The organism is Azospirillum thiophilum, assembly GCF_001305595.1.
Lineage (GTDB): Bacteria > Pseudomonadota > Alphaproteobacteria > Azospirillales > Azospirillaceae > Azospirillum > Azospirillum thiophilum.
The window spans coordinates 2398930-2420391 of record NZ_CP012401.1 but is presented as its reverse complement, the minus strand read 5'-3'; the positions used below and the strand labels follow the sequence as shown (position 1 = coordinate 2420391).

Here is a 21462-nt window from a genome sequence, read left to right as displayed (position 1 = left end):
ATCCGCAAATAAATCTACTTATCTTGAAGTGATTTTAGCTTTGTATAGAGATCAGCTGCCTTCTGGACATCAGCCTCACTGTCGTCCCGTGTAAACATTACTGCCGCAATAACCGCATCTGGTCCCGATTTTCCATTGGTGATGGCATAGCGATGCATCCCCGACTTGGCGGACTGGTCGGATGATGACAGAGCGGACCCCAGCGCCCCCGAAAGGATGGAGGCAAACAAGCCACTGGCGGCAGCGTCACCGGAATCGAGATCGACGATGCTCATTTGCCCATCCGGAATGTCGACAGTGCGGTCGAAACTCACGATCGACAGGGCATCGGGGGCAGTCCGACCATCGCCCTGGCGACTTATGGAGATCTCGCCAATGCTGCTGGCGGCCAATGCCGACGGGTCGTAGGGGTCTTCGGCGCCGCCCTCCTTCAAAATCGCCGACATCTCCGGGCGCACCACACCTCCGGCCGCCAACGAGGCACGTACGATGTCATTGGCCGCACCACCCAGTACGGCAACCTGGTCGCTTCCGACATCGAAGGTCTTCTTGGTGAAATCCGAAACCTTTCCCCAATAGTCCGATAACTTGCTGGACCAGTCGGAAAAAGCATTCATGAAATTGGAAACACCGACATTCCTTATTCTGTCGTTATGGGGTGCCGAAATATCCGATGGCACATACCCTTCGCCGATGGAGTAGGACATCCCCGGCTTCAGATTCTGAATGGCGGACCTCAGGTCGACAACAACCCCGGAGGAGCCGCCCGCAGGTCCTGCGCCCGCCTGCGCGGCAGATAATCCTTGAGAAACGGCCTGACCGGTCGTCGATGGCCGGAAATTTCCCGCCATCGTCGGATCTGAAGTCACCTTCATGACACGCTCCTTTGCAGGGTGAGCGGTCAGGCCCGGCTGCACAACCTGCCGCCTGCATTATCCGCCCAGGAATGCCCTCGTCACGTGTCCAGAATACAGGCCACCACCATTCCGATCAAACAAAATTTCCCGCAAAGGATGCGGATCCCTGCGTCCGCTCCTTCTTTCCGTTCAGCCGGCCAGTTCGCGCGACCGCCGGGCGGCGGCGGCGATGGCGGCGGTCAGCACCGGCTGCAGGCCGTCCGGCGCCATCAGCACCTCCAGCGCCGCCTGGGTGGTGCCGTTCGGGCTGGTCACCGCCTTGCGCAGATCCGCAGGCTCCTGCTGCGGCGAGGCGTCGAGCAGGGCGCCGGACCCCGACACGGTGGCGCGGGCCAGCCGCAGCGCCAGATCGGCCGGCAGCCCGGCGGCCTCGCCGGCCCTGGCCATCGCCTCGACCAGGAAGAAGACATAGGCCGGGCCACTGCCCGACAGCGCGGTGACGGGATCGAGCAGCCCCTCGTCCTCGACCCAGGCGACGTCGCCGACCGCGCGCAACAGCCGGTCCGACAGCGCGCGCTGGGCTTCGCTGACGCGGGAATTGGCGACGGCGACGGTCATGCCGCGGCCGATGGCGGCCGGGGTGTTGGGCATGGAGCGGACGACGACCGCCCCCTCGCCCAGGAGCCGCTCGAAATAGGCGATGGTCTTGCCGGCGGCGATCGACAGGAAGACGGTGCCGGGGCGGACCAGCGCACGGTAGGCCGGCAGCGCCTCCTCCATCACCTGCGGCTTGACTGCCAGCACGACGACGTCGGGGACGAAGCCGTCCGGCAGGCCGTCCGCACCGGCGGCGAGCGCGACCCGCGCATCGCCGGACACCGAGGCCGGCAGGCCGGCCCGGTCGACCACCACGACGCGCGACGCGGTCCCGGCGGTCAGCCAGCCGTCCAGCATCGCCCCGCCCATCTTCCCGCAACCGACCAGCAGCAGCGCCGCACCCGTCTCGCCCGTCATCACCCGATCTTCCCCTTACGCTTCGCCCATGGTGTCGAGGATGGCGGCCGACACCGCCTCCGACGCCGACTTGCCGCCCCAGATCACGAACTGGAAGGCGGGATAGAAGCGCTCGCACTCCGACAGCGCGATCTCGACCAGATCCTCCAGCTGCTCCACCGCCGCGCCGCGCGAGCCGCGCAGCAGCATGGTCTGGCGGAACATCGGCGTGTTCTCCTCCGAGCACACGTCGAAATGGCCGAGCCACATGCGGCCGTTGACCTCGGCCAGCAGCTCGGCGACGGCGGTCCGACGGGCGGCCTGGACCTTCATGTCGAACTGGCAGGAGAACTGCATCGCGCTGACGTCCGGCTGCCAGACGAAATAGAGCCGGTAATCGCACCAGCGCCCGCCGATCTCGACGACCAGTTCGTCGTCGCTGGCGCGGTCGAACGCCCATTCGTTGGCGGTGACGATCTCCTCAACCACGTCGAGCGGGTTGTGGGAGGATGAGGTGGTTTCGACGGCTACTGCCGACATGTCAGCGTCCTCCTGTGAAGGCGCAATGGGCGGTACCGTTCACCCGGACCTTGGGAACGCGCCTCAGGCAACGCGCGGTCCGGGCCAATACCCCGAAAATGACGAAAGGCCAAGCGTGACGATGCGGCACCCCGCCTCCCCTGGGGCCTCCCCCCGGAGCGGCGAAGCGCCAGCACGGCCGCAAGCGGCAGAATGCACCGGCACGATGACGGAGAGATGACGGCGGGAAAGCCGGCAGCGGCGCCGGTCAGGACGCGGCACCGCCCGTAACGCCGCCTGCCGGGCTGTCCGCCGGGCCGGACCCCGTCTCCGGCTCGTCCATGACGGCGGGCAGGCCGGGGGCGGCGACCGGGACCGGCGCATGGGCGGCGGTCAGCGACGCGACGGCAGCCTCCAGCGCGGCGAGCCGTTCGGCCATCGCCTCCTGCTCCGTGCGGGCCTTGGCGGCCATGGCGCGGACCGCCTCGTACTCCTCGCGGCTGACCACGTCCATCCGCGACAGCACGCGTTCGAGCTGGGCGCGCAGCTGGCCTTCGGCCTCTTCACGCAAGGACGAAAAGGCGCCGAGCGCGCCACCCGCCACGCGGGCGAGATCGTCCAGTATCTTGTTGTCGACCTGCATCGGCTCTGACTTCCGGTTACCGTTCCTTGATTATGGACGCCGGGCGCCGCGACTTCAACGCCCTTGGCCCGTCCGGCCGGCGCTATGGCGCGCAGCCGTGGCATGCGGCGGCCCTCACGGCCGGGGCTGGACCGGCGCCGAGCCCGCAGCCTCACCCGGCATCTGAGCCGGCCCCGGCCCCGCAGCCGCGGCGCCGAAGCGGTCGCGCAACGCCGTCAGGTCCAGGGTCTGGGTCGGGGCGTCCCAGGGGCCGGCGATGCGCAGCGCCAGCGGCGGCAGGTCGCCGTCCGCCTTCACCTTCAGCGCCAACCCCAGATCGAGCCGCTCGTCCGGCAGCGAAACGGTGCCGGTCAGGGTGCCGTCGGCCGGAGCGGTGGTCAGGCGGACGTCGTCGGCGCGAATCACCCCGCGCTCGATCGAGAAACGGGCGTCGAGCCGGTCGAGCCTGGTCTCGCCACCCTGGAGCGCGCCGGCCACCGCCCCCAGCATTTCCTGCGTGCGCTCGACCCCGGCCAGACGGCTGCGCAGGGCGGCGAGGTCGACGCCGCGCAGCGTGCCGCCGCTCGCCATCGCCCGGCCGCGCCCGGTCAGGCTGCGCAGCAGCGCCTCGCCATGGCCGCTGCCGGAGAGCGTCATGTCGAGGTCGACGGCGCCGCCGGACAGGCCGAGGCCGGCGACGCCCGACAGCGCCGTCCCCAGTTCCGCCTTGATGACGGTGATGTCGGCGTCCAGCTTGGCCGGCTGGCCCGGCACCGCGGCGAGCCGGCCGCTGAGGCCGATCTGCCCGCCCTGCCATTCGCCGTCGAGTTGCTCCAGCGTCGCGGTGCCGCCGGACAGGGTCGCCCGCAGCGCCGGCTGGGCGATGCGCTGCCCGCCCAGCGTCAGCGCGGTGGAGGTCAGCGCCAGCCGCCCGTCGAGCGCCTGCATCCATCCCAGCTCCGCCAGCGGGTCGGCGGCGGAGCCCGCACCGGCCGGCCGGGCGGCGCCACCGCCGACGCCGCCGACGCCGTCACCCACCAGCGGCGCGTTGCGCAGCCGGTCGAGGTCGAGGTCGCCGGTCTGGAGATCGGCCTGGAGGGCCGGGCGCGCCGGCTTGCGGTCCAGCGCCAGCTTGCCGCGGACGGGAATGCCGGCGACCAGCCCCTGGATGTTGCCCAGCGTCGGCCCCGTGACCGTGCCGCCCAGCTCGCCGTAGAGATCGAGCGGACCGTAGGCGCGGGCCAGCCCACTGTCGGCGAACAGGGCGGCGATCCGCCCAATTTCCGGATGGGTCAGGCGCAGCTTCAGGTCGGCGCTCGGCGTGCGGTCGATGCCGAGCACGGCGCCGCCGGCCTCCAGCGTGCCGCCCAGCAGCCCGGCCGACGCCTCCACCGCCAGACGCTCGCCGTCGCCGGCCAGCCGCGCCTTGGCGGTGAGCGCGCCCAGCCGCTCCGGCGCCGGCAGGCCGGATGGCCAGGCGACGGCGCTCGGCAGCCCGCCCAGCGACCCTGCCTCGGCGGTCAGCGACAGGTTGACCCCGCGCAGCGGCGCGAGGCCGGCGACCTGCCCGTCGATCCGGGCGGTCAGCCCGGCGACGTTGCCGACCTTCGCCTCGCGCACCGTCAGGGCGCCGGCCGCGACGGTGGCGTCCAGATGCAGCCCGGTGATGGGAAGCCCGCCCAGCGTCAGCTGGCCGACCCGCAGGTCGAGGTTGGCGTCGGCAAGGCCGAGCATACGCTGCGGCGTCTGGCCGGCGCCTGCATCCCCAGCGGCCCGCGGCCCGGCGGTGCTCCGCGAGGGGGCGGGCGTGGCGGTGGAGCCGGCGGCAGGGGAAGCGGCAGATCCGGCGGCAGCGGATGCCGGATCGGCGGCGGGCAGATAGCCGTCCAGGTTCAGCCGGTCGAGGTCCAGCCGGGCGCCGAAGGCCGGGCGGCCACGGTCGACATAGGCGACCGCCCCACCCAGCCGGCTGCTGTCGAAGCGGAAATCGATCCCGGACAGCTCGAACCGGTCGGCATTGCCCTGGAGCCGGGCGGCGAGCGAGGCGCGGCGCAGCCGGTCGGCCGGCACCGCATGCACGTCGAGCCTCGACCAGTCCAGCAGGGCCCGCAGATTGTCGGTGTTCGCCTCCATCCGCATGTCGAGCGTCGGCACGCCGCCCGGCGTGGTCAGTTCGCCCGCCGCCACGATGTCGGACCCGCCGGGCAGCAGGGCGCTGACCCGGTCGATGTTCAGCCGGCCGGCGGACAGGCTGGCTTCGATGCGGCCCTGGCGGACCACGGCGCCATTGTAGGTCATGCCGTCGATGGCGACGTCGAGCTTGGCCTCGACCCCGGCCGGCAGGGCGAAGGGCCGCACCGCGGATTTGCCGGCGACGGTTGCGGAGGGGGATGCCGGAACGCTGCGGCCGCTGCCGGCCGCCCCGCCGGTGCGGGGCGCCGCGGCGCCGCCGTGCGGCAGCCAGGAATCCAGGTCCAGCCGGTTCACCGCCAGCGTCAGTTCGGTGCGCGGCGCCTCACGCCGGGCCGGATCGCCGGTGCGCAGGGTGGCGCTGCCGGTGGCGCGGGTGTCGCCGAGCTGGGCCTCCAGGCTGGAGAAGGTGGCGAGGCTGGTTCCCGCCTCCACCGTCGCGCGCAGGCTGTAGGGCTGCGCCAGCGCCGCCGGTGCGCGGCTGTCCAGCAGCCGGGCGAAGTCGCTGCCCTCGGCCCGCAGGTCGCCCTGAACCTTCGACATGCCGCCGCCGGTCAGGATGCCGGCGAAGCGCAGGGTCGCATCGGTCTTCGGCATCGACAGGGTGGCGCGCACCGGCACCGCCGCCCCTTCGGTGAAGCGGCCGGCGGTGGCCTCGCCATGCAGCGACAGGCCGCGCAGGTGGAAATCGCCCTGGAGCTGGAAGGGGCCGTTCAGGCTGCCGGCGGCGATGCGGGCGTTCAGCCTCTCCACCGTCTCCGACCGGCCGTTGCGGTCGTCGCGATAGATGACCGATCCGTTGTCGATCAGCACCTGGTCGAAGCTGACAGCCGACACCAGCCCTTCGGCGGCGCCCAGCCCGTCGCCGGCCGCCGTGCCGGCGGTGGCGAGATCCCAGTTGATGCGGCCGTCCTTCAGCACCTCCACCACGAAGACCGGCTCGACCAGCGTGATGCTCTCGACCTGGATGCGGCCGCCAAGCAGCGGGCCGAGCGCGACGCGGGCGTCCAGCTTCTTCAGCCGCACCATGTCGGGTTCGGCGGCGCCGGGGGCGTTGGCCAGCCGGGCGTCGCGCACGGTCAGGGCCGGCGACGGCAGCAGCGTGAAGCCGACGTCGCCGCGCAATTCCACCTTGCGGCCGGTGACGAGCGACATCCGATCGGCGATGGCGCCCTTGTAGGCGTTCCAGTCGATGAGGCTCGGCGCTGCCAACAGGAGGGCGGCCAGAACCGCCAGTCCGGCCAGAGCAGCGATCAGGATCTTCTTCACCGGGTGTCCGCCTTCCCTGCGACCGGCCTTGTGCTCGGCCGTGCCCCTTGTCCCACGTCTTTTCCGGCAACCCTGCCGCACCCGTTCCCGATGGGTAGGGTGCCGCCCGGTTCAGCCTTCGGTTCCAACCGTCTTCCGGCCGGCCCCGTCCTTCGGTAAGCTAGCGCCCGCAGAAGAAACAAGCAATTTGGGCAATCCCGCGGCCAAGTTACGGATGCCGTAAATTTTTCCTGCCGGACATTCCCGCCCGCCGCCCGCATTTTCCAGGCGCGCGGTGGGCAAATCCCCAGCAAACCGCCACCGGAGACCGAACCATGGGCGACGTGGTCAACCTCAATCGTTTCCGCAAGACCCGCGACAAGGCCGAGCGCAGCAAGGAAGCCGAGGCGAATCGGGCCCGATTCGGCCGCACCAAGGCCGAGAAGGAGCGCGACCGGCTGGACTCCCAGCGCCGCACTCAGACTTTGGACGGGCATAGGCTCGACGATGAGACCTAGCCGGTTGGGCATAGCCGCAGGCTTAAGTCATGGCAAAGACCAAGCTTTCAGGTGGGAATAACCTTTGCTGATTTGTTACTATTGGATAGGCCAACAGTTCCCTGTTGCGACTATTTGACGGACTGTGTGACAGTGCCTCCTGCGGGCGCCGGCTGGCGCCCTGCCCGACAGTTGGGAGGGACCGTCACCATGGTCGACATGACGTCGTTTCGAGGTTCGGTGCACAAGCCTCAAGCGCCGACCCCCGGCTGGCTGCCGCCGATCCAAGCGGTCGGCACGGAACGCCCCTGGGTCTGGCTCGCGGCGGCCTGGCAGGACATGATGGCGGCACCGGCGATCAGCTTCGCCTATGGCGCGCTGGCGGTGATCTCCAGCGTCGTCCTGGTCGTCGGGCTGGCGATGCTGGACATGGAGTATCTGCTGCTGCCGCTGGGGGCGGGCTTCATGCTGCTCGGCCCGCTGTTCGCCGTCGGCCTCTACGAGACCAGCCGGCTGCTGGAGCTGGGCGAGCAGCCGACCTTCGGCAAGGTCGCGGCCGCCTATCGCCGCAACGGGGTGCAGATCGCCGGGATCGGGCTGGTGCTGATGCTGGCGATGCTGGCCTGGATCCGCGTCGCCTTCCTGCTCTTCGCCCTGTTCTTCTCGGGCGAGCCGCCGGCGCTCGACCAGCTGGTCGACCGCATCTTCTTCTCGGCGGAGACCATCCCCTTCCTGCTGACCGGGACGGTGTTCGGCGGGATCATCGCCTCGGCCGTCTTCTCGATCGCCGTGGTGTCGGTGCCGATGCTGCTCGACCGCGATACCGACGTCTTCACCGCGATGGCGACCAGCATCGCCGTGGTGCGCCGGAACATCCGGCCGATGATCGGCTGGGGCTTCCTGATCGCCCTGTTCATGAGCGCCGGCATGGTGACCGCCTTCCTCGGGCTGGCGCTGGCCCTGCCGGTGATCGGGCATGCCTCCTGGCACTGCTACCGCGACCTCGTCGGCCGGGGACGCTGAGGCGGGCGGCATCCGGACAAAGCGACGGCAACGAGGAAAAGGCCCCTTCCCACTGGGAAGGGGCCTTTTTCCTTGCGGGGTCAGCCCTTCTTGAAAAACGCCTCGGCCGCCGACTTCTGCGCCTGCTTGGCGGCGATCGCGGCGCGGGCGCGTCCGATCTCCGCCTCCAGCGTGGCGATGTAGGCCTCGAGCTCGGCCACGCCCAGCACGGTCAGGTCCTTGGGCGCCGGCTTGGCCTTGCGCGGCTCGCTATCCTCGAAACGGTCGTCGATGCTCATGGTTTGGCCCCTCCCCCGCGGCCGGGTGGCGGCCGCGTCGCTCGTGTTCGCCTTGTCAGGCCGGTGCGGCAAATCTACCTTTCGGGCGGGACGATTCCAACGAGCCGAGTTGCCAAGCGACCGGCCGAAACCGTCGAAGAAGGAAAACCGCCGATGGGCCTCGCCTTGCCCGACAGCATGCGCTGCGTCGAGATCACCCAGCCGGGGGGGCCGGAGGTGCTGCGCCCTGCCCGCCGCCCCGCCCCGGTGCCGGGCCCCGGCGAGATCCTGGTGGAGGTGGCCGCCGCCGGCGTCAACCGTCCCGACACGCTGCAGCGCCAGGGCCGCTACGATCCGCCGCCGGGCGCCTCCGACCTGCCGGGACTGGAGCTGTCGGGCACCGTCATCGCCATCGGCGAGGGGGTGGAGGACTGGGCCAGCGGCGACCGGGTGTGCGCCCTGGTGGCCGGCGGCGGCTATGCCGACTATTGCGCGGTGCCGGCGGTGCAGGCCCTGCCGGTGCCCGGCCCGCTGTCGATGGTCGAGGCCGCCGCGGTGCCGGAGACCTTCTTCACCGTCTGGACCAACGTGTTCGAGCGCGGCGCCCTGAAGCGCGGCGAGACGCTGCTGATCCATGGCGGGTCGAGCGGCATCGGCACCACGGCGATCCAGCTGGCCAAGGCGTTCGGCGCCACGGTGTTCACCACGGCGGGCAGCGACGACAAGTGCCGTGCCTGCGAGGAGTTGGGCGCCGACCGCGCCATCAACTACCGGACCGAGGATTTCGTCACCGTGATCCGCGAGGCGACCGGCGGGCGCGGCGTCGACGTGGTGCTGGACATGGTCGGCGGCGACTACATCGCCCGCGACGTCGAGATCATGGCGGTCGACGGGCGCCATGTATCCATCGCCTTCCTCCAGGGGTCGAAGGTGTCGCTGAACATGGCGCCGGTGATGACCAAGCGGCTGACGCTGACCGGATCGACCCTGCGCGCCCGCCCGGTGGCGGAGAAGGGCCGCATCGCCGCCGCGCTGCGCGAGCATGTCTGGCCGCTGCTGGAGTCCGGGGCGATCAAGCCGCAGATCCACCGCGTCTTCCCGCTGGAGGAGGCGGAAGACGCCCATCGCTTGATGGAAAGCAGCACCCACATCGGCAAGATCGTGCTGGCCGTCGGGCCGGAGGCCGGTTGAGCGCAAGGCCCGGCCACAGGGCCGGACAGCCATCCACCAAGGCCGGGCGGCCATCCGGGGACTGGCGGTTCGGAGGGTATAAGAACCGTATTTTGCGCTTTTCTTTACTGATCCCATGCCGTCGGGCTTGCCATGCGCGCCCAAGACGGGTTAGCAGAGGCAAGCAGGCGGCCGGGATTTCCCGGTGCGCCTGCGCGAGCTTGGCTACGCGGACCGGTTTTCGCCCTATATCTTGGTGACGAGGACGAGGCGACGGCCGGAAATGGCCGGCGACGGCCATGGGGCCGCGTCTCCACCCAGCACCGCAAGACTGTCCGCGCCGCATAAATCGAACGGCCGGCCGCACCACCCGCCAGCGGGTGCGGCCGGTGATAGAGTTGTCAGGAGGGATGATGGCACTGCCCTTGATGCCGAAAGCGACAGCCGTCTGGCTGGTCGAGAACACGTCCTTGTCCTTCGAGCAGATCGCCGCCTTCTGCGGCATGCATTCGCTGGAAGTCCAGGCCATCGCCGACGGCGAGGTCGCGGTCGGCATGGTGGGGCTGGACCCCATCGCCAACGGCCAGCTGACCAAGCAGGAAATCGAGCGCTGCGAGAAGAACCAGGATCTGCGCCTGAGGCTGCTGGTCGCCGACCTGCCGCAGGTGGCCTCCCGGTCCAAGGGTCCGCGCTACACCCCGATCACCAAGCGCGGCGACAAGCCCGACGCCATCGCCTGGCTGCTGAAGCACCATCCGGAGCTGTCGGACGCCCAGGTCTGCCGGCTGATCGGCACCACCAAGCCGACCATCGCCGCGGTGCGCGACCGCACCCACTGGAACGTCGCCAACATCAAGCCGCGCGGCCCGGTGATGCTCGGCCTCTGCTCGCAGCGCGAGCTGGAGGAGGCGCTGGCGCTCGCCATCCGCCGCGGCGGCGTGCCCCGTCCGCCGGAGGAATCCGAGGATCGCTACGGCGAGAACCAGGACGACGACCGCTATTCCGAACAGGAAGACGCGCACTGATACCGGCGGCACTGGTCATCGACCAGTGCCGCCGGAGGGCCGCGACTGCGGCCCCGCGGGCCCATGCCCGCGATAGCCAAGCGGGCGCACGCCCGCGCCGGCGATTGAGGAAACGGATTTTGATGGGCCACCATCAAAAGCCGTTGGTATAAAATTCCCCGCCGCCGTCCCCGGCAGGACCGAGGGTCCGTCCAGCGGGGAACGCCGGCGGGCATGAAGGCCCCCCCGCCATGACCGACAGCAACCCATCCGTTCCGCCCCGGCTCGTCGTCGGCATAAGCGGCGCGTCGGGCGTGGTCTACGGCATCCGCATGCTGACGGTGCTGCGGCGGATCGGCGTCGAATCGCATCTGGTCGTCAGCCGCTCCGCCGAGGTGACGCTGGCGCACGAGACTGCCATGAAGGTGGCGGATCTCAGGGCGCTCGCCGACGTCAGCTATGCCGCCGCCGACATCGGCGCGGCGATCTCCAGCGGCAGTTTCCGCACGCTGGGCATGGTGGTCGCCCCCTGCTCGGTCCGCACGATGAGCGAGATCGCCAGCGGCGTCACCTCCACCCTCCTGACCCGCGCCGCCGACGTGGCACTGAAGGAACGCCGCCGGCTGGTGCTGATGGTGCGCGAAACGCCGCTGCATCTGGGCCACCTGCGCACGATGACGGCGCTGGCCGAGATGGGGGCGGTGATCGCGCCGCCGGTCCCCGCCTTCTACGCCCGGCCCGGGAGCATCGACGATCTGGTCGACCATTCGGTCGGCCGGGTGCTGGATATGTTCGGGCTGGATGCCGGCAATCTGCGCCGCTGGGGCGAAGCCCGGGAGGGTGGCCGGGGCGAAAGCTGAACAGGAGTCCGGGCCGCGCTGCACCGCCGAAACTGGCCGCTTGGAGCGCGGGCGCATTGCGGCTATACCGCTGGTGATACCATGATGCGGGGCCGGCCTTGCCGCCGGCCGGCAGGAACAAGGGACAGGCCGAGATGCCCTTCAGCAGCAAACCCACCGAACCCATCCGACAGCTCCTGGCCGGCATCCGGGCGTTCCGCGCCCGCTATTACGATCGCCGTCCCGAGAACATGCGACAACTGGTAACGGAGGGGCAGCATCCCGAGGTGCTGCTGATCGGTTGCTCCGACAGCCGCGTCGACCCCGCCCTGCTGACGATGGCCGAGCCCGGCGAACTGTTCGTCGTGCGCAACGTCGCCAACCTCGTCCCGCCCTACCAGCCCGACGGCAGCTATCACGGCACCTCGGCCGCCATCGAATATGCGGTGAAGTCGCTGAAGGTGTCGGAGATCATCGTGCTGGGCCATGCCCAGTGCGGCGGCATCCAGGGCCTGATCCGGCTGCGCACCGGACAGAAGGCCGAGGATGATTTCGTCTCCCCCTGGGTGTCGATCGCCGCCTCGGCCCTCGATCCCTATGTCGGGCCGGAAGGGTCGGAGCAGGAGAAGTTCGACGCCGAGCGGCTGCAGCACACCCCGGCGATCATCGAACGGGCCGCCGTCCGCGCCTCGGTCGAGAATCTGATGACCTTCCCCTTCGTGCGCGAGGGGGTCGAGGCCGGGACGCTGCACATCCATGGCTGGTGGTTCGACCTGGAGAACGGTGAGATGTGGGCGATCCATCCCGAAACCCGCATGTTCCAGCCCGTCGAATAAAACGGGTCGCCGTACGCGGTCACGGGAATTTCCGGCCGCCCTGCCCTGTTGAGAGCGAAGGAAAGACATGTCTTCGCTCTCGACACGGAAGGGAACCCACCCCATGAAGACCGCAATTCGCCTTGTGATCCTGGCCGCCGCGCCGCTGGCGCTGGCCGCCTGCAACCAGACCGGCGGCAACGGCGGCGGAATGTTCGGCAACAGCGGCGGCGGGCTGTTCGGATCGGGCAGCTCCGACTCGTCCTATGCCCGCAACGGCCGCTGCGACGATCCGCGCTACAACACCTCCAACGGCGGCCGGGCCGAGGCCGGGACCGACGATTACGACTGCTCGCGCTTCGGCGACGGCCTGAAACGGTAAGCGGTCAGCGCTGAACGATCAGCGCCGAGCCGCCTCCGCCAGTTCGGCGGCCATCCGCCCGGCGACCGCTCCCCAGTCGCCGGGCGCCGGCTGCCGGAACAGGCGGGCGGTCGGATACCAGGGGCTGTCGGCACGGCCGGTCAGCCAGCGCCAGTCCGGCGAGAAGGGCAGCGCCAGCCACAGCGGCCGGCCGAGCGCCCCCGCCAGATGCGCCGGACCGGTGCAGGACGACACCACGAGGTCGAGACCGGCCATGATCGCCGCGGTGTCGGCAAAGTCGGCGATCTCCGGCCCGAGATCGGTGAAGCTGGCGGGCAGCGCCGCCCCATCGAGGTCGGCCCGCCCCTCCCCCATCTGCAAGCCGTAGAAACGGCAGCCGGGCACCTCCAGCAGGGCGCGCAGGCCGGCCAGCCGCGGCGAGCGCTGGTCGTCGCCGGGAAAGCGCGGGTTGCCGGCCCAGACCAGACCGACGCGAAGCTCCTGCCCGGCCGCCGGTCCCGGACCGAGGCGGCGACGCCAGCGCTCCGCCCGGTCCGGGTCGGGCCGCAGATAGGGGGTCGTGGCCGGGACGTCCGCCAGCACCGTGCCGAAGGCGCGCGGCAGGCTCATCAGCGGGCATTCCAGATCGAAGGGCGGCAGCGGGTCGCCGCGGGCGATGACCTGCGCCACCTCCTCCAGCCCCGCCGCCAGCCCCGCCGCCAGCGCCAGCAGCGGGCGTTGCACCTCCAGCACCACCCGGCCGCCCAGCGCCGCCACCAGCGGGACGTAGCGCAGGAATTGCAGCGTGTCGCCCAGCCCCTGTTCGGCATGGAGCAGGATGGTCCGGCCCGCCAGCGGCTCACCGCGCCAGGTCGGCCGGGAGAAGTGGCGCCAGGGCGGCTCGGCGCGATCGTCATGCCGGCGCCAGTGGAACTCCGGCCAGCCGGCGGCATAGTCGCCGGCCATCAGCCTCGCGAAACCGAGATTCCAGTGCAGCCCGGCATCCTGCGGCCGTTCGGCCAGGGCGCGGGCGAAATCCTCCGCCGCCTCGGCCGGCCGGGCCATGGCGACCAGCGCGGTGCCGCGCGCCGCCCACAGCGAGGGACCGGGGCGCAGCCGCTCCGCCGCGGCGAAGGCGTCGAGCGCCTCGGCGAAGCGGCCGAGCTTGGCCAGCGCCGCCCCCAGCACCTCCCAGGCGTCGCCAGTGTCATGGCCTGCGGCGAGCGCGTCGCGCGCCGCCGCCTCGGCCGCCACCCAGCAGCGCCGGGCGGCGAGCGCCGCCGCCAGCGTCGCATGGGCGGTCGCGCGGGTATTGGCCTGGGCATGTGCCGCCCCGCCGGTCAGCCGCAGGGCGCGGCGGGCGCAGCGCTCGGCCATGGGCGGGTCGCCGCAGGACAGCAGGACGGCGGCCCGGTTCGCCAGCGCGGCGGCATGGTCCGGCGCCAGCGCCAGCGCCCGGCCGGATGCCGCAAGCGCCTCCCCGTTCCTCTCCAGCCGGCGCAGGGCGGCGCAGCGCCCGGCATGGGCGTCGGCCAGTTCGGGCATCAGGCGCAGCGCCCGGCCATAGAGCCGTGCGGCCGGTCCGGCATCGCCCGCCGACTGCGCCACCCCGGCGAGGTTCGACAGGCCGGCGACGCCATCGGGCCGCAATGCCACCGCAAGACGCAGCCGCCGCCCGGCCTCCTCCAGCCGCCCGGTCTGTGCCGCCAGGACGCCCAGCAGTTGCATCGCGTCGGCATATTCCGGGTCGGCGCCGAGGATGCGGCGATAGATGTCCTCCGCCTCCGCCACGCGCCCCGCCTGATGGTGGTCGAGGGCGATCATCAGGGCCTGGGATAAAGTAACCATCTGAATCCATGCAGGATTGGCAAGGTTTGGGCAGTGTTTCCGGATCATACCCCGGCACGGCCCCGCCGGTCCGGCAAGGCGATGTCAGGAACCGTTGCAAACGGTCACAGGATTAGGATTTTCCCTGTATTGTCATGAGACTGACGCATCGCTATTGTCCGCGCCGATCATCGAGGAGCGGATTATGACATCCCGCCCAGCCAGGGCATTCTGCAGAACCATCGCCCTCCGGTCGGTCCACCTTCCGGTTGCCGCGCTCATCCTGCTCGGCGCCGCCTTTCCGGCGCAGGCCAATGAAGGCGCCAAGCCGAACGGCTGCCCGTGGGCGCAGGACGTCACGCTGGAGATCAACGGCAAGACCCTGACCCTGAAGCAGGAGGTCTTCACGGTCACCACCCCCGAGCCGGTCGAGATCGAACAGTTCAAGCTCTATCCGCTCGTCGATCAGCTGAAGCTGCGGATCGTCGGCCCCAAGGGCCGCGAATGGGAAGCGGCGCTGACCCGGCTGGTCAGCGGCAAGCGCTGCAGCGCCTTCTATGTCGGCAAGCCGGTGCTGACCTCCAGCGTGGCCCGCGATCCGAACGAACTGATCCTGAACCGCTGACGGGGATGGCGAGGATAGGGCGCGGCCGGCGCTCATTCCCCGGCCGGCCTTTCCGCCAGCTGTCCGGCCAGTTCCTCCAGCGCCGGGTCGCCGCCCGGCACCACCAGCGCCATGTTGGCGACGGCGAGCGCGATACCGCCGCCCGGCCGCGGCGCCAGACCGGCGATGGCGGCGGCGGCGGCGGCGAACAGCCGGTCCTGCTGGACGCGCTCGGCCTCCAGCTCGGCCGCCTTCATGCGACGATAGAACGCATCGTCTTCGACCTTGGCGCGTCGGCGCAGGGCGCGCAGCGGCAGCACCACCTCGTCGCGCCAGCCGGAAACCGCCGAATCGATGCTGGAAAGCGCGTCCCCCGACAGGCGGACGGCGCAGTCCAGCCCGGCCCAGGCGGCGAACAGCAGCAGGTTCACGTCGACCCCGCGCCGGTCCTGGAGCGCCAGGCAGGCGGCGGGCACCCCCGGCCGCCCGTAGACGGCCAGGGAGAAGTCCCAGAGGGGGTTGGCGCCCACCGTCCCCGTCCCCTCAGTCGCCGAAGCTGATGTTCAGGCCGCGGGCGGTCTTGACCAGCGCCCCGTCCAGCTCGACGCAGGAATAATGCTCGATCGCCTCGGTGATCGGCACGTCGATGACCCCGCGGTTGGACCAGGCGACCATGCGGTCATACTTGCCGTCCGCGATCAGGTCGACGGCATGGACGCCGAAGGCTGACGCGATCAGCCGGTCGCGCGGGCTCGGCATGCTGCCGCGCTGGACATGGCCGAGCACGGTGACGCGGGTCTCCGCCCCGGTGGCGTCGGCGATCTTCTCGCCGATATAGTCGCCGATGCCGCCATAGCGCTTCTCGCCGCCCTGCAGCACCTTCTTGACCCCGGTGCCCTCCAGCGTCTTCACCGCCTCCGACACGACGACCAGGGCGAAGTTGCGGCCGGTGTTGCGCACGTCCTGGATCTTGGCGGCAACGCTCTCGATCGAATAGGGGATCTCGGGGATCAGGATGACGTCGGCGCCGCCGGCGATGCCGGCCGCCAGCGCGATATGGCCGGCGTCGCGGCCCATCACCTCCAGCACCATGACCCGGTGATGGCTGGCCGCGGTGGGCTGGAGCCGGTCGAGCGCTTCCACCGCCACGGCGACGGCGGTGTCGTAGCCGACCGACACCTCGGTCTTGCCCAGGTCGTTGTCGATGGTCTTGGGCACCCCCACCATCGGGAAGCCGCCCTTCTGCGCCAGCTTGTGCAGGATGGCGAAGCTGCCGTCGCCGCCGATGCCGATCAGCGCGTCGAGCCCGAGCTCGCGGTAGCCGCCGATGATCTCGTCGGACCGGTCCTTCACCGTGCCGTCCGGCATCGGATAGGCGAAGGGGTCGCCGCGGTTGGTGGTGCCGAGGATGGTGCCGCCCTGGCGCATCATGTGGCCGTCGACGGAGCCGAGATCGAGCGTCTGGTATTGCACCGGCCGCTGGAGCAGGCCCTGGGTGCCTTCCTTGATGCCCAGCACCTGCCAGCCGTAGCCGGTGGCGCGGTGGACCACCGCGCGGATGACCGCGTTCAATCCGGCGCAATCGCCGCCGCTGGTCAGGATGCCGATGCGCTTTCCGGCTTTCGTTGGGGCAGTCATTGAGGGGTTCCCGTCCCGTTCGCCTGTTCGTTGAAATGGACCACCATGTTACCGGAACAGACGGTTCCCGCAATCGTTGCCCGCACCGCCACCCCATCGGGCCATCCTTCGGGCCACCCACCGGAGGAGCATGAGGACCGGCGCAGGGGTTTGCCGGTGCCGCGTTTGCCGGTGCCGCGCCGCGGGAAATCTGGTATAGTCCGGCTCGCCCAACCAACGGGCCACCCGCAAGAGCACCCCCGGACTTCCGGGGCAACGGCCATTTCCAACGGGCGCGATGAACGAGCAAGAGATTTTGAAGGAAAAGCTGGCGAGCTTGCGCAGCGAGCACCGCGACCTGGACGACGTCATCGCCCGGCTGGCCGAGCGTGCGCCCTACGACCAGCTGCAGATGCAGCGGTTGAAGAAGCGCAAGCTGATGCTGAAGGACCAGATCATGGTCCTGGAAAGCCGGCTGCTGCCGAACATCATCGCGTAACCACGCCCTCCCCCATGCCCGGTTCGGGACGGGGAGAGGGATGGATGGAACCCCTCACCCCTTCTTGGGCACGGTGAAGAACTGGATGCCCATCTGGAAGCTGCGGGCGATGTTCTCCGCCTTGCCGATCAGGAAGGCGGCGCCGTCGGCCGGGAACAGCTCATGGGCAGTCTCGCGGAACAGGCCGAGCCAGCGCTCGAAATGCTGCGGCTCCAGCCCGAGCGAGATGTGGACCGGCATGGGCCGGCCGTCGTAACGCCGGGTCAGCAGGGCGATGGACGACCAGAAATCCATCATCTTGCGCAGATGCGGCTCCCAATCTGTGATGGCGCGGCCGAAGATCGGCCCCAGCACCTCGTCCTTCATGATCTTGCCGTAGAAGGTCCGGACCAGCGTCTCGATCGACGCCTCGTCGATGCCGACGCCGGCCATCCGCTCCTCCGCCATGGCGGTGCGGATGTCGCGGTGCTCGCCGCGCTGCTCTTCGGTGGGGACGCTCTCGGTCATGCGATGGGGTCCGGGGCTGGGGGCTGGAGATGCGGCTGGGGATGGGAAGGTCAATCGTTCACATATAAGCCGGCACCATAGGCGGACCCATGTTCCATCGGAAGGGCCGCAATGTCGCAGTCCGGGGGTGGGATTAGCGGCGCGGCGTGGGAATTCCGCGCCGCCACTGGACAGCCGGCCGACTCTTCCTATAATGCGCCGCTTTCCGGACCATGAGGGAAGCCCGCTGCCGTGTCCGCCGATCACTCCACGACCACCGCCATTCCGGCCAACGACGCCTCGGCCACCGGCGACCGCCCGCTGGTCGGCATCATCATGGGCAGCCAGTCCGACTGGACGACCATGAAGCATGCCGCCGATACCCTGACCGCGCTCGGCATCGCCCACGAGGTCCGCATCGTCTCCGCCCACCGCACGCCGCACCGGCTGGTCGAGTATGCGACCACCGCAAGGGCGCGCGGGCTGAAGGTGGTGATCGCCGGGGCCGGCGGCGCCGCCCACCTGCCCGGCATGGCGGCGTCGATGACCCCGCTGCCGGTGTTCGGCGTACCGGTCGAAAGCCATGCGCTGAAGGGCATGGACAGCCTGCTGTCGATCGTGCAGATGCCGGGCGGCGTCCCGGTCGGCACGCTGGCCATCGGCAAGGCCGGCGCCATCAACGCCGCGCTGCTCGCCGGCTCGGTCATCGCGCTGATGGACCCGGCGGTGGCCGACGCGCTGGACGGCTGGCGCGCGCGCCAGACCGCCGCCGTGGCCGAGGCGCCCGTCGACGATCCGACCTGACCAGAAAGAAAGTCCGTCCCCCATGACCGGCACCGCAACCGGCACTCCGGCCGTCCCCACCCTGCCCCGCCTCGCCCCCGGCTCGACCATCGGCATGCTGGGGGCCGGACAGCTCGGCCGCATGACGGCGCTGGCCGCCGCCCGGCTGGGATACCGGACGCATGTCTACGCCCCCGACGCGGCCGGCAGCCCGGCGGCCCAGGTCTGCGCCGCCACGACCGTCGCCGGCTGGGACGATCTCGACGCGCTGGAGCGCTTCGCCCGCTCGGTCGACGCGGTGACGCTGGAGTGGGAGAATGTGCCGGTCGCGACGGTCGAGCATCTGCGCCGCTTCACCACCGTCAATCCCGGCCCGGACATCCTGTCGGTCGCCCAGGACCGCATCGCCGAGAAGAGCTTCGTCAACCGGCTCGGCATCGCCACCGCGCCGTGGCGGGCGGCGGACAGCGCCGACGACGTCGCCCGCGCGGTGACGGAGATCGGGCCGCGCTGCGTCCTGAAATCGACCCGGCTCGGCTATGACGGCAAGGGGCAGGCGCGGCTCGACGCCGGCAGGGACGGCGGCGCCGCGGCAGCGGCGGCGGCGGCGGCCTGGGCGGCCATCGGCGGCGGCAAGCCCGGCGTGGCCGGCATCGTCGAGGGCTTCGTCACCTTCGCCTGCGAGGTGTCGGTGATCGTCGCCCGCGGCGCCGACGGCCAGACCGTCGCCTATCCGGCGGTGGAGAACCGCCACAAGGACGGCATCCTCGACGTCACCATCGCCCCGGCCGGGGTGTCGGCGGAAACCGCGGCGGAGGCCGACCGCATCGCCCGGACCATCGCCGAGGCGCTCGACCTGGTCGGCGTGCTGGCGGTGGAGATGTTCGTCACCGCCGGGGGTGCCGTGCTGGTCAACGAAATGGCGCCGCGCCCGCACAATTCCGGCCATTGGACCATGGATGCCTGCGCCTCCTGCCAGTTCGAGCAGCTGGTGCGCGCGGTGTGCGGCCTGCCGCTCGGCTCGGTCGAGCGGGTGGCCGATGCCGAGATGACCAACCTGATCGGCGACGACGTGCTGCGCTGGCCCGAACTGCTGGCCGAACCCGGCGCCCGGCTGCATCTGTACGGCAAGGCGGAGGCGCGGCCCGGCCGCAAGATGGGCCACGTCAACCGGCTGTTCCCCCGCCGGTAACGGCTCCGCCGGCATCGGATCGACCCAAAGGCCCCGCGACCATCGAGTCGACGGGGCCTTTTTCATTTCGCACACGCAATGACTGGACGAATTTGCCCGGAGGATAATTGCCGGAGGGCGGCAGGCACCCCCTGCATCCCTGCATATGATCGGAGCGAAGCCGCATTACCAAAAAGGCGACATAAACTGTCGTCTTCATCCGGGATTTATGATCCGCAGCCACCAGCACGCTTTTAAACTATTATAATTTTCGTTATTCTACAGCGCATTCATCTTCAAACCCTCTAAACTTTGATGTAATTTGCAGAGACATGACGATCCCCCTCGCGCAGGATAAAGCTGTCCCTGCCGGCCCGGTGACCGCGGCCGCTGGACAGCGGCGCCCGCAGTCCAGCCGCGACCGCGACCGGTTCGTCGGCTTCGCCTTCGCCGCGGCCGATCTGCTGATCGAGACGGATGCGGTGGGCACCATCCTGTTTTCGGCCGGGGCGCGCTGCCGCCTGACCAAGGGCGAGGTCGGCGGGCTGGTCGGCAGCAATCTGATGGACGTCGTGGCCCCGGGCGACCGCAAATACGTCCATGTCCTGTTCGAGCGCATCCGGGAAAAGGCGCGGATCAAGCCGTCGCGCGTGCTGTTCCAGGCCATCGACGGCCAGTCGTTCCCGGCGCTGCTGGGCGGCTGCCGGCTCGATTCCTGCCCGGGCTCGCTGTTCCTCACCGTGCTGCTGACCGTCCCGCAGCGGACCGGCGCCGCCGGCACCCAGGAGGCGGGCGGCCAGGGCGAGCTGCCGGACCAGGCAGGCTTCGCCAGCATCCTGGAGGAACGGCTCCACGCGGCGCGTGAGAGGGGTCTGGACCGGGGGCTGACCCTGCTGCTGGTCGAGGGCCTGCAATCGATGGTCGACGCGATGCCGGAAGGCGCCGCGGCCGAGGTGCGCGAAGGCATCGACGCCTATCTGCGCGGCATCTCCGCCGACGGCGACAGCGCCGGGCAGCTGACCGGCGACCGTTACGGCATCGTCCATGCCGCAGACATCGACGGGCGGGAGGTGCAGGGGCATGTCGCCCAGATCATCGAGGCTGCCGGCGGCGCCCTGCCCGGCGGCATCCGGTCCTGGACGCTGGACATGGCCGACGACACGCTGGACGCCGCCGACGCCGCCCGCGCCCTGGTCTACACGGTACAGGCCTTCGCCTCGGCCCAGGGCGGCGAGTTCACCATCTCCAGCCTGGAGGACGGCGCCAACCGGTTGATGGCCGGCGCGGTGGAGCGGATCGGCCATCTGCGCGCCACCATCGACAACCGGGACTTCGTCGTCGTCTACCAGCCGATCGTCGACATCGGCACCGGCGCCGTCCACCATCTGGAGGCGCTGACCCGGGTCGACGGGATGAGTTCGCCCGCCGACTTCATCACCTTCGCCGAGGATGTCGGGCTGATCTACGATTTCGACCTCCTGCTGACCCGGACAGTGCTCGACACGCTGAAGGAGTTCCGCAAGGAGCCGAAGCTGCCCGACGTGGCAATCAACCTGTCGGCCAAGACACTGATGAGCCCGATCTTCCTCAAGCAGTTCCAGTCGGTGGTCGCCCCCTATGGCGAGCTGGCGAACAAGTTGCTGATCGAGGTGACGGAGACCGTGGTCGTCAACGACATCGCCAAGCTGAACGAGGTGCTGCAGAAGCTGCGGCAGACCGGGTTCCGCATCTGCCTGGACGATGTCGGCGCCGGGTCGACCAGCTTCCAGTCGCTCTACGGCATCCAGGCCGACTATGCCAAGATCGACGGCAAATTCGTCCGCGGCGCGGTCAAGAGCCCGCGCGACATGGCGATGCTGCGCTCGATGGTCGATGTCTGCCGGCAGCTCGACCTGACGCTGATCGGCGAACAGGTGGAGGAGCCTGTCCATTCGGCATTGCTGACCGACCTGGGCGTGTCGCTGGCCCAGGGCTTCCTGTTCAGCCGTCCGTCGCGCGACTTCGCCTATTTCGCCAAGGACTGGTCGAAGGTGCGCGGCGGCGGCAAGGTGCTGCTGAAGGGCTGAGGGCCGGCGCCGTC

The 21462-nt window shown here is 70.1% G+C and carries 22 protein-coding genes; 12 read left to right on the top strand and 10 right to left on the bottom strand.

Going from position 1 to position 21462, the window contains the following annotated elements:
• Positions 1-14 precede the first annotated feature (14 nt).
• The 5 genes from AL072_RS11165 to AL072_RS11145 all read right to left on the bottom strand — a co-directional run bounded on the left by AL072_RS11165 (position 15) and on the right by AL072_RS11145 (position 6450).
• Entirely contained in the window at positions 15-875 is an 861-nt protein-coding gene (locus AL072_RS11165; protein WP_144428197.1) for a hypothetical protein, read from the bottom strand.
• A gap of 171 nt (positions 876-1046) precedes the next feature.
• Entirely contained in the window at positions 1047-1871 is an 825-nt protein-coding gene (proC, locus tag AL072_RS11160) for a pyrroline-5-carboxylate reductase (RefSeq protein ID WP_045580272.1), read from the bottom strand.
• Between the two features lie 15 nt (positions 1872-1886).
• The gene (locus tag AL072_RS11155) at positions 1887-2390 is read right to left on the bottom strand and encodes a type III secretion system chaperone family protein (RefSeq protein ID WP_045580273.1); all 504 of its coding nucleotides are present in this window, start codon (positions 2388-2390) and stop codon (positions 1887-1889) included.
• Positions 2391-2637: 247 nt separating this feature from the next.
• Positions 2638-3012: an accessory factor UbiK family protein gene (locus AL072_RS11150; protein ID WP_045580274.1), complete on the bottom strand. Its 375-nt coding sequence runs from the start codon at positions 3010-3012 to the stop codon at positions 2638-2640.
• 114 nt (positions 3013-3126) lie between these two features.
• On the bottom strand, positions 3127-6450 hold the full coding sequence (locus AL072_RS11145) for an AsmA family protein (protein ID WP_045580275.1): 3324 nt from the start codon (positions 6448-6450) through the stop codon (positions 3127-3129).
• 314 nt (positions 6451-6764) lie between these two features.
• On the opposite strand from AL072_RS11145, the gene AL072_RS11140 reads away from it, so the two are divergent.
• On the top strand, positions 6765-6947 hold the full coding sequence (locus AL072_RS11140; protein WP_045580276.1) for a DUF4169 family protein: 183 nt from the start codon (positions 6765-6767) through the stop codon (positions 6945-6947).
• 219 nt (positions 6948-7166) lie between these two features.
• On the top strand, positions 7167-7949 hold the full coding sequence (locus tag AL072_RS11135; protein WP_245636659.1) for a DUF2189 domain-containing protein: 783 nt from the start codon (positions 7167-7169) through the stop codon (positions 7947-7949).
• Between the two features lie 80 nt (positions 7950-8029).
• On the opposite strand, the gene AL072_RS11130 is transcribed toward AL072_RS11135, so the two are convergent.
• Positions 8030-8227 (bottom strand): DUF1192 family protein, encoded by a 198-nt coding sequence (locus tag AL072_RS11130; RefSeq protein WP_045580277.1) that lies wholly within the window; start codon positions 8225-8227, stop codon positions 8030-8032.
• A 153-nt stretch (positions 8228-8380) separates the two neighbouring features.
• On the opposite strand from AL072_RS11130, the gene AL072_RS11125 reads away from it, so the two are divergent.
• The 5 genes from AL072_RS11125 (at position 8381) to AL072_RS11105 (ending at position 12416) form a co-directional block, all read left to right on the top strand.
• On the top strand, positions 8381-9397 hold the full coding sequence (locus AL072_RS11125) for an NAD(P)H-quinone oxidoreductase (protein WP_045580278.1): 1017 nt from the start codon (positions 8381-8383) through the stop codon (positions 9395-9397).
• 392 nt (positions 9398-9789) lie between these two features.
• Complete coding sequence (locus AL072_RS11120) at positions 9790-10401, top strand: DUF1013 domain-containing protein (RefSeq protein WP_045582286.1); 612 nt, start codon at positions 9790-9792, stop codon at positions 10399-10401.
• A 230-nt stretch (positions 10402-10631) separates the two neighbouring features.
• A complete protein-coding gene (locus tag AL072_RS11115; RefSeq protein WP_045580279.1) occupies positions 10632-11240 on the top strand; it encodes a UbiX family flavin prenyltransferase in 609 nt (202 codons plus the stop codon).
• A 134-nt stretch (positions 11241-11374) separates the two neighbouring features.
• A complete protein-coding gene (locus AL072_RS11110; protein WP_045580280.1) occupies positions 11375-12055 on the top strand; it encodes a carbonic anhydrase in 681 nt (226 codons plus the stop codon).
• Positions 12056-12158: 103 nt separating this feature from the next.
• A complete protein-coding gene (locus AL072_RS11105) occupies positions 12159-12416 on the top strand; it encodes a hypothetical protein (RefSeq protein ID WP_045580281.1) in 258 nt (85 codons plus the stop codon).
• A gap of 18 nt (positions 12417-12434) precedes the next feature.
• On the opposite strand, the gene AL072_RS11100 is transcribed toward AL072_RS11105, so the two are convergent.
• Entirely contained in the window at positions 12435-14243 is a 1809-nt protein-coding gene (locus tag AL072_RS11100) for a tetratricopeptide repeat protein (protein WP_045580282.1), read from the bottom strand.
• Positions 14244-14427: 184 nt separating this feature from the next.
• Here AL072_RS11100 and AL072_RS11095 point away from each other — a divergent pair, with 184 nt between their 5' ends.
• The gene (locus AL072_RS11095; RefSeq protein WP_045580283.1) at positions 14428-14847 is read left to right on the top strand and encodes a hypothetical protein; all 420 of its coding nucleotides are present in this window, start codon (positions 14428-14430) and stop codon (positions 14845-14847) included.
• A 32-nt stretch (positions 14848-14879) separates the two neighbouring features.
• On the opposite strand, the gene AL072_RS11090 is transcribed toward AL072_RS11095, so the two are convergent.
• Both AL072_RS11090 and AL072_RS11085 read right to left on the bottom strand, forming a co-directional pair.
• Complete coding sequence (locus tag AL072_RS11090) at positions 14880-15356, bottom strand: TIGR02444 family protein (protein WP_045580284.1); 477 nt, start codon at positions 15354-15356, stop codon at positions 14880-14882.
• A 13-nt stretch (positions 15357-15369) separates the two neighbouring features.
• The gene (locus AL072_RS11085) at positions 15370-16464 is read right to left on the bottom strand and encodes an ATP-dependent 6-phosphofructokinase (protein WP_045580285.1); all 1095 of its coding nucleotides are present in this window, start codon (positions 16462-16464) and stop codon (positions 15370-15372) included.
• Between the two features lie 277 nt (positions 16465-16741).
• On the opposite strand from AL072_RS11085, the gene AL072_RS11080 reads away from it, so the two are divergent.
• On the top strand, positions 16742-16942 hold the full coding sequence (locus AL072_RS11080; protein WP_045580286.1) for a YdcH family protein: 201 nt from the start codon (positions 16742-16744) through the stop codon (positions 16940-16942).
• 54 nt (positions 16943-16996) lie between these two features.
• Here AL072_RS11080 and AL072_RS11075 read toward each other — a convergent pair whose 3' ends face one another.
• The gene (locus AL072_RS11075; RefSeq protein ID WP_245636658.1) at positions 16997-17449 is read right to left on the bottom strand and encodes a group III truncated hemoglobin; all 453 of its coding nucleotides are present in this window, start codon (positions 17447-17449) and stop codon (positions 16997-16999) included.
• A 315-nt stretch (positions 17450-17764) separates the two neighbouring features.
• Between AL072_RS11075 and purE the strand changes: the two genes are divergently transcribed.
• From purE to AL072_RS11060, 3 genes are all read left to right on the top strand, one after another.
• Positions 17765-18232 (top strand): 5-(carboxyamino)imidazole ribonucleotide mutase, encoded by a 468-nt coding sequence (purE, locus tag AL072_RS11070; protein WP_045582288.1) that lies wholly within the window; start codon positions 17765-17767, stop codon positions 18230-18232.
• Between the two features lie 22 nt (positions 18233-18254).
• Positions 18255-19403, top strand: a complete 1149-nt coding sequence (locus AL072_RS11065) for a 5-(carboxyamino)imidazole ribonucleotide synthase (RefSeq protein WP_045580287.1) — start codon at positions 18255-18257, stop codon at positions 19401-19403.
• A gap of 311 nt (positions 19404-19714) precedes the next feature.
• A complete protein-coding gene (locus tag AL072_RS11060) occupies positions 19715-21448 on the top strand; it encodes an EAL domain-containing protein (protein ID WP_045580288.1) in 1734 nt (577 codons plus the stop codon).
• Positions 21449-21462: the final 14 nt, after the last annotated feature.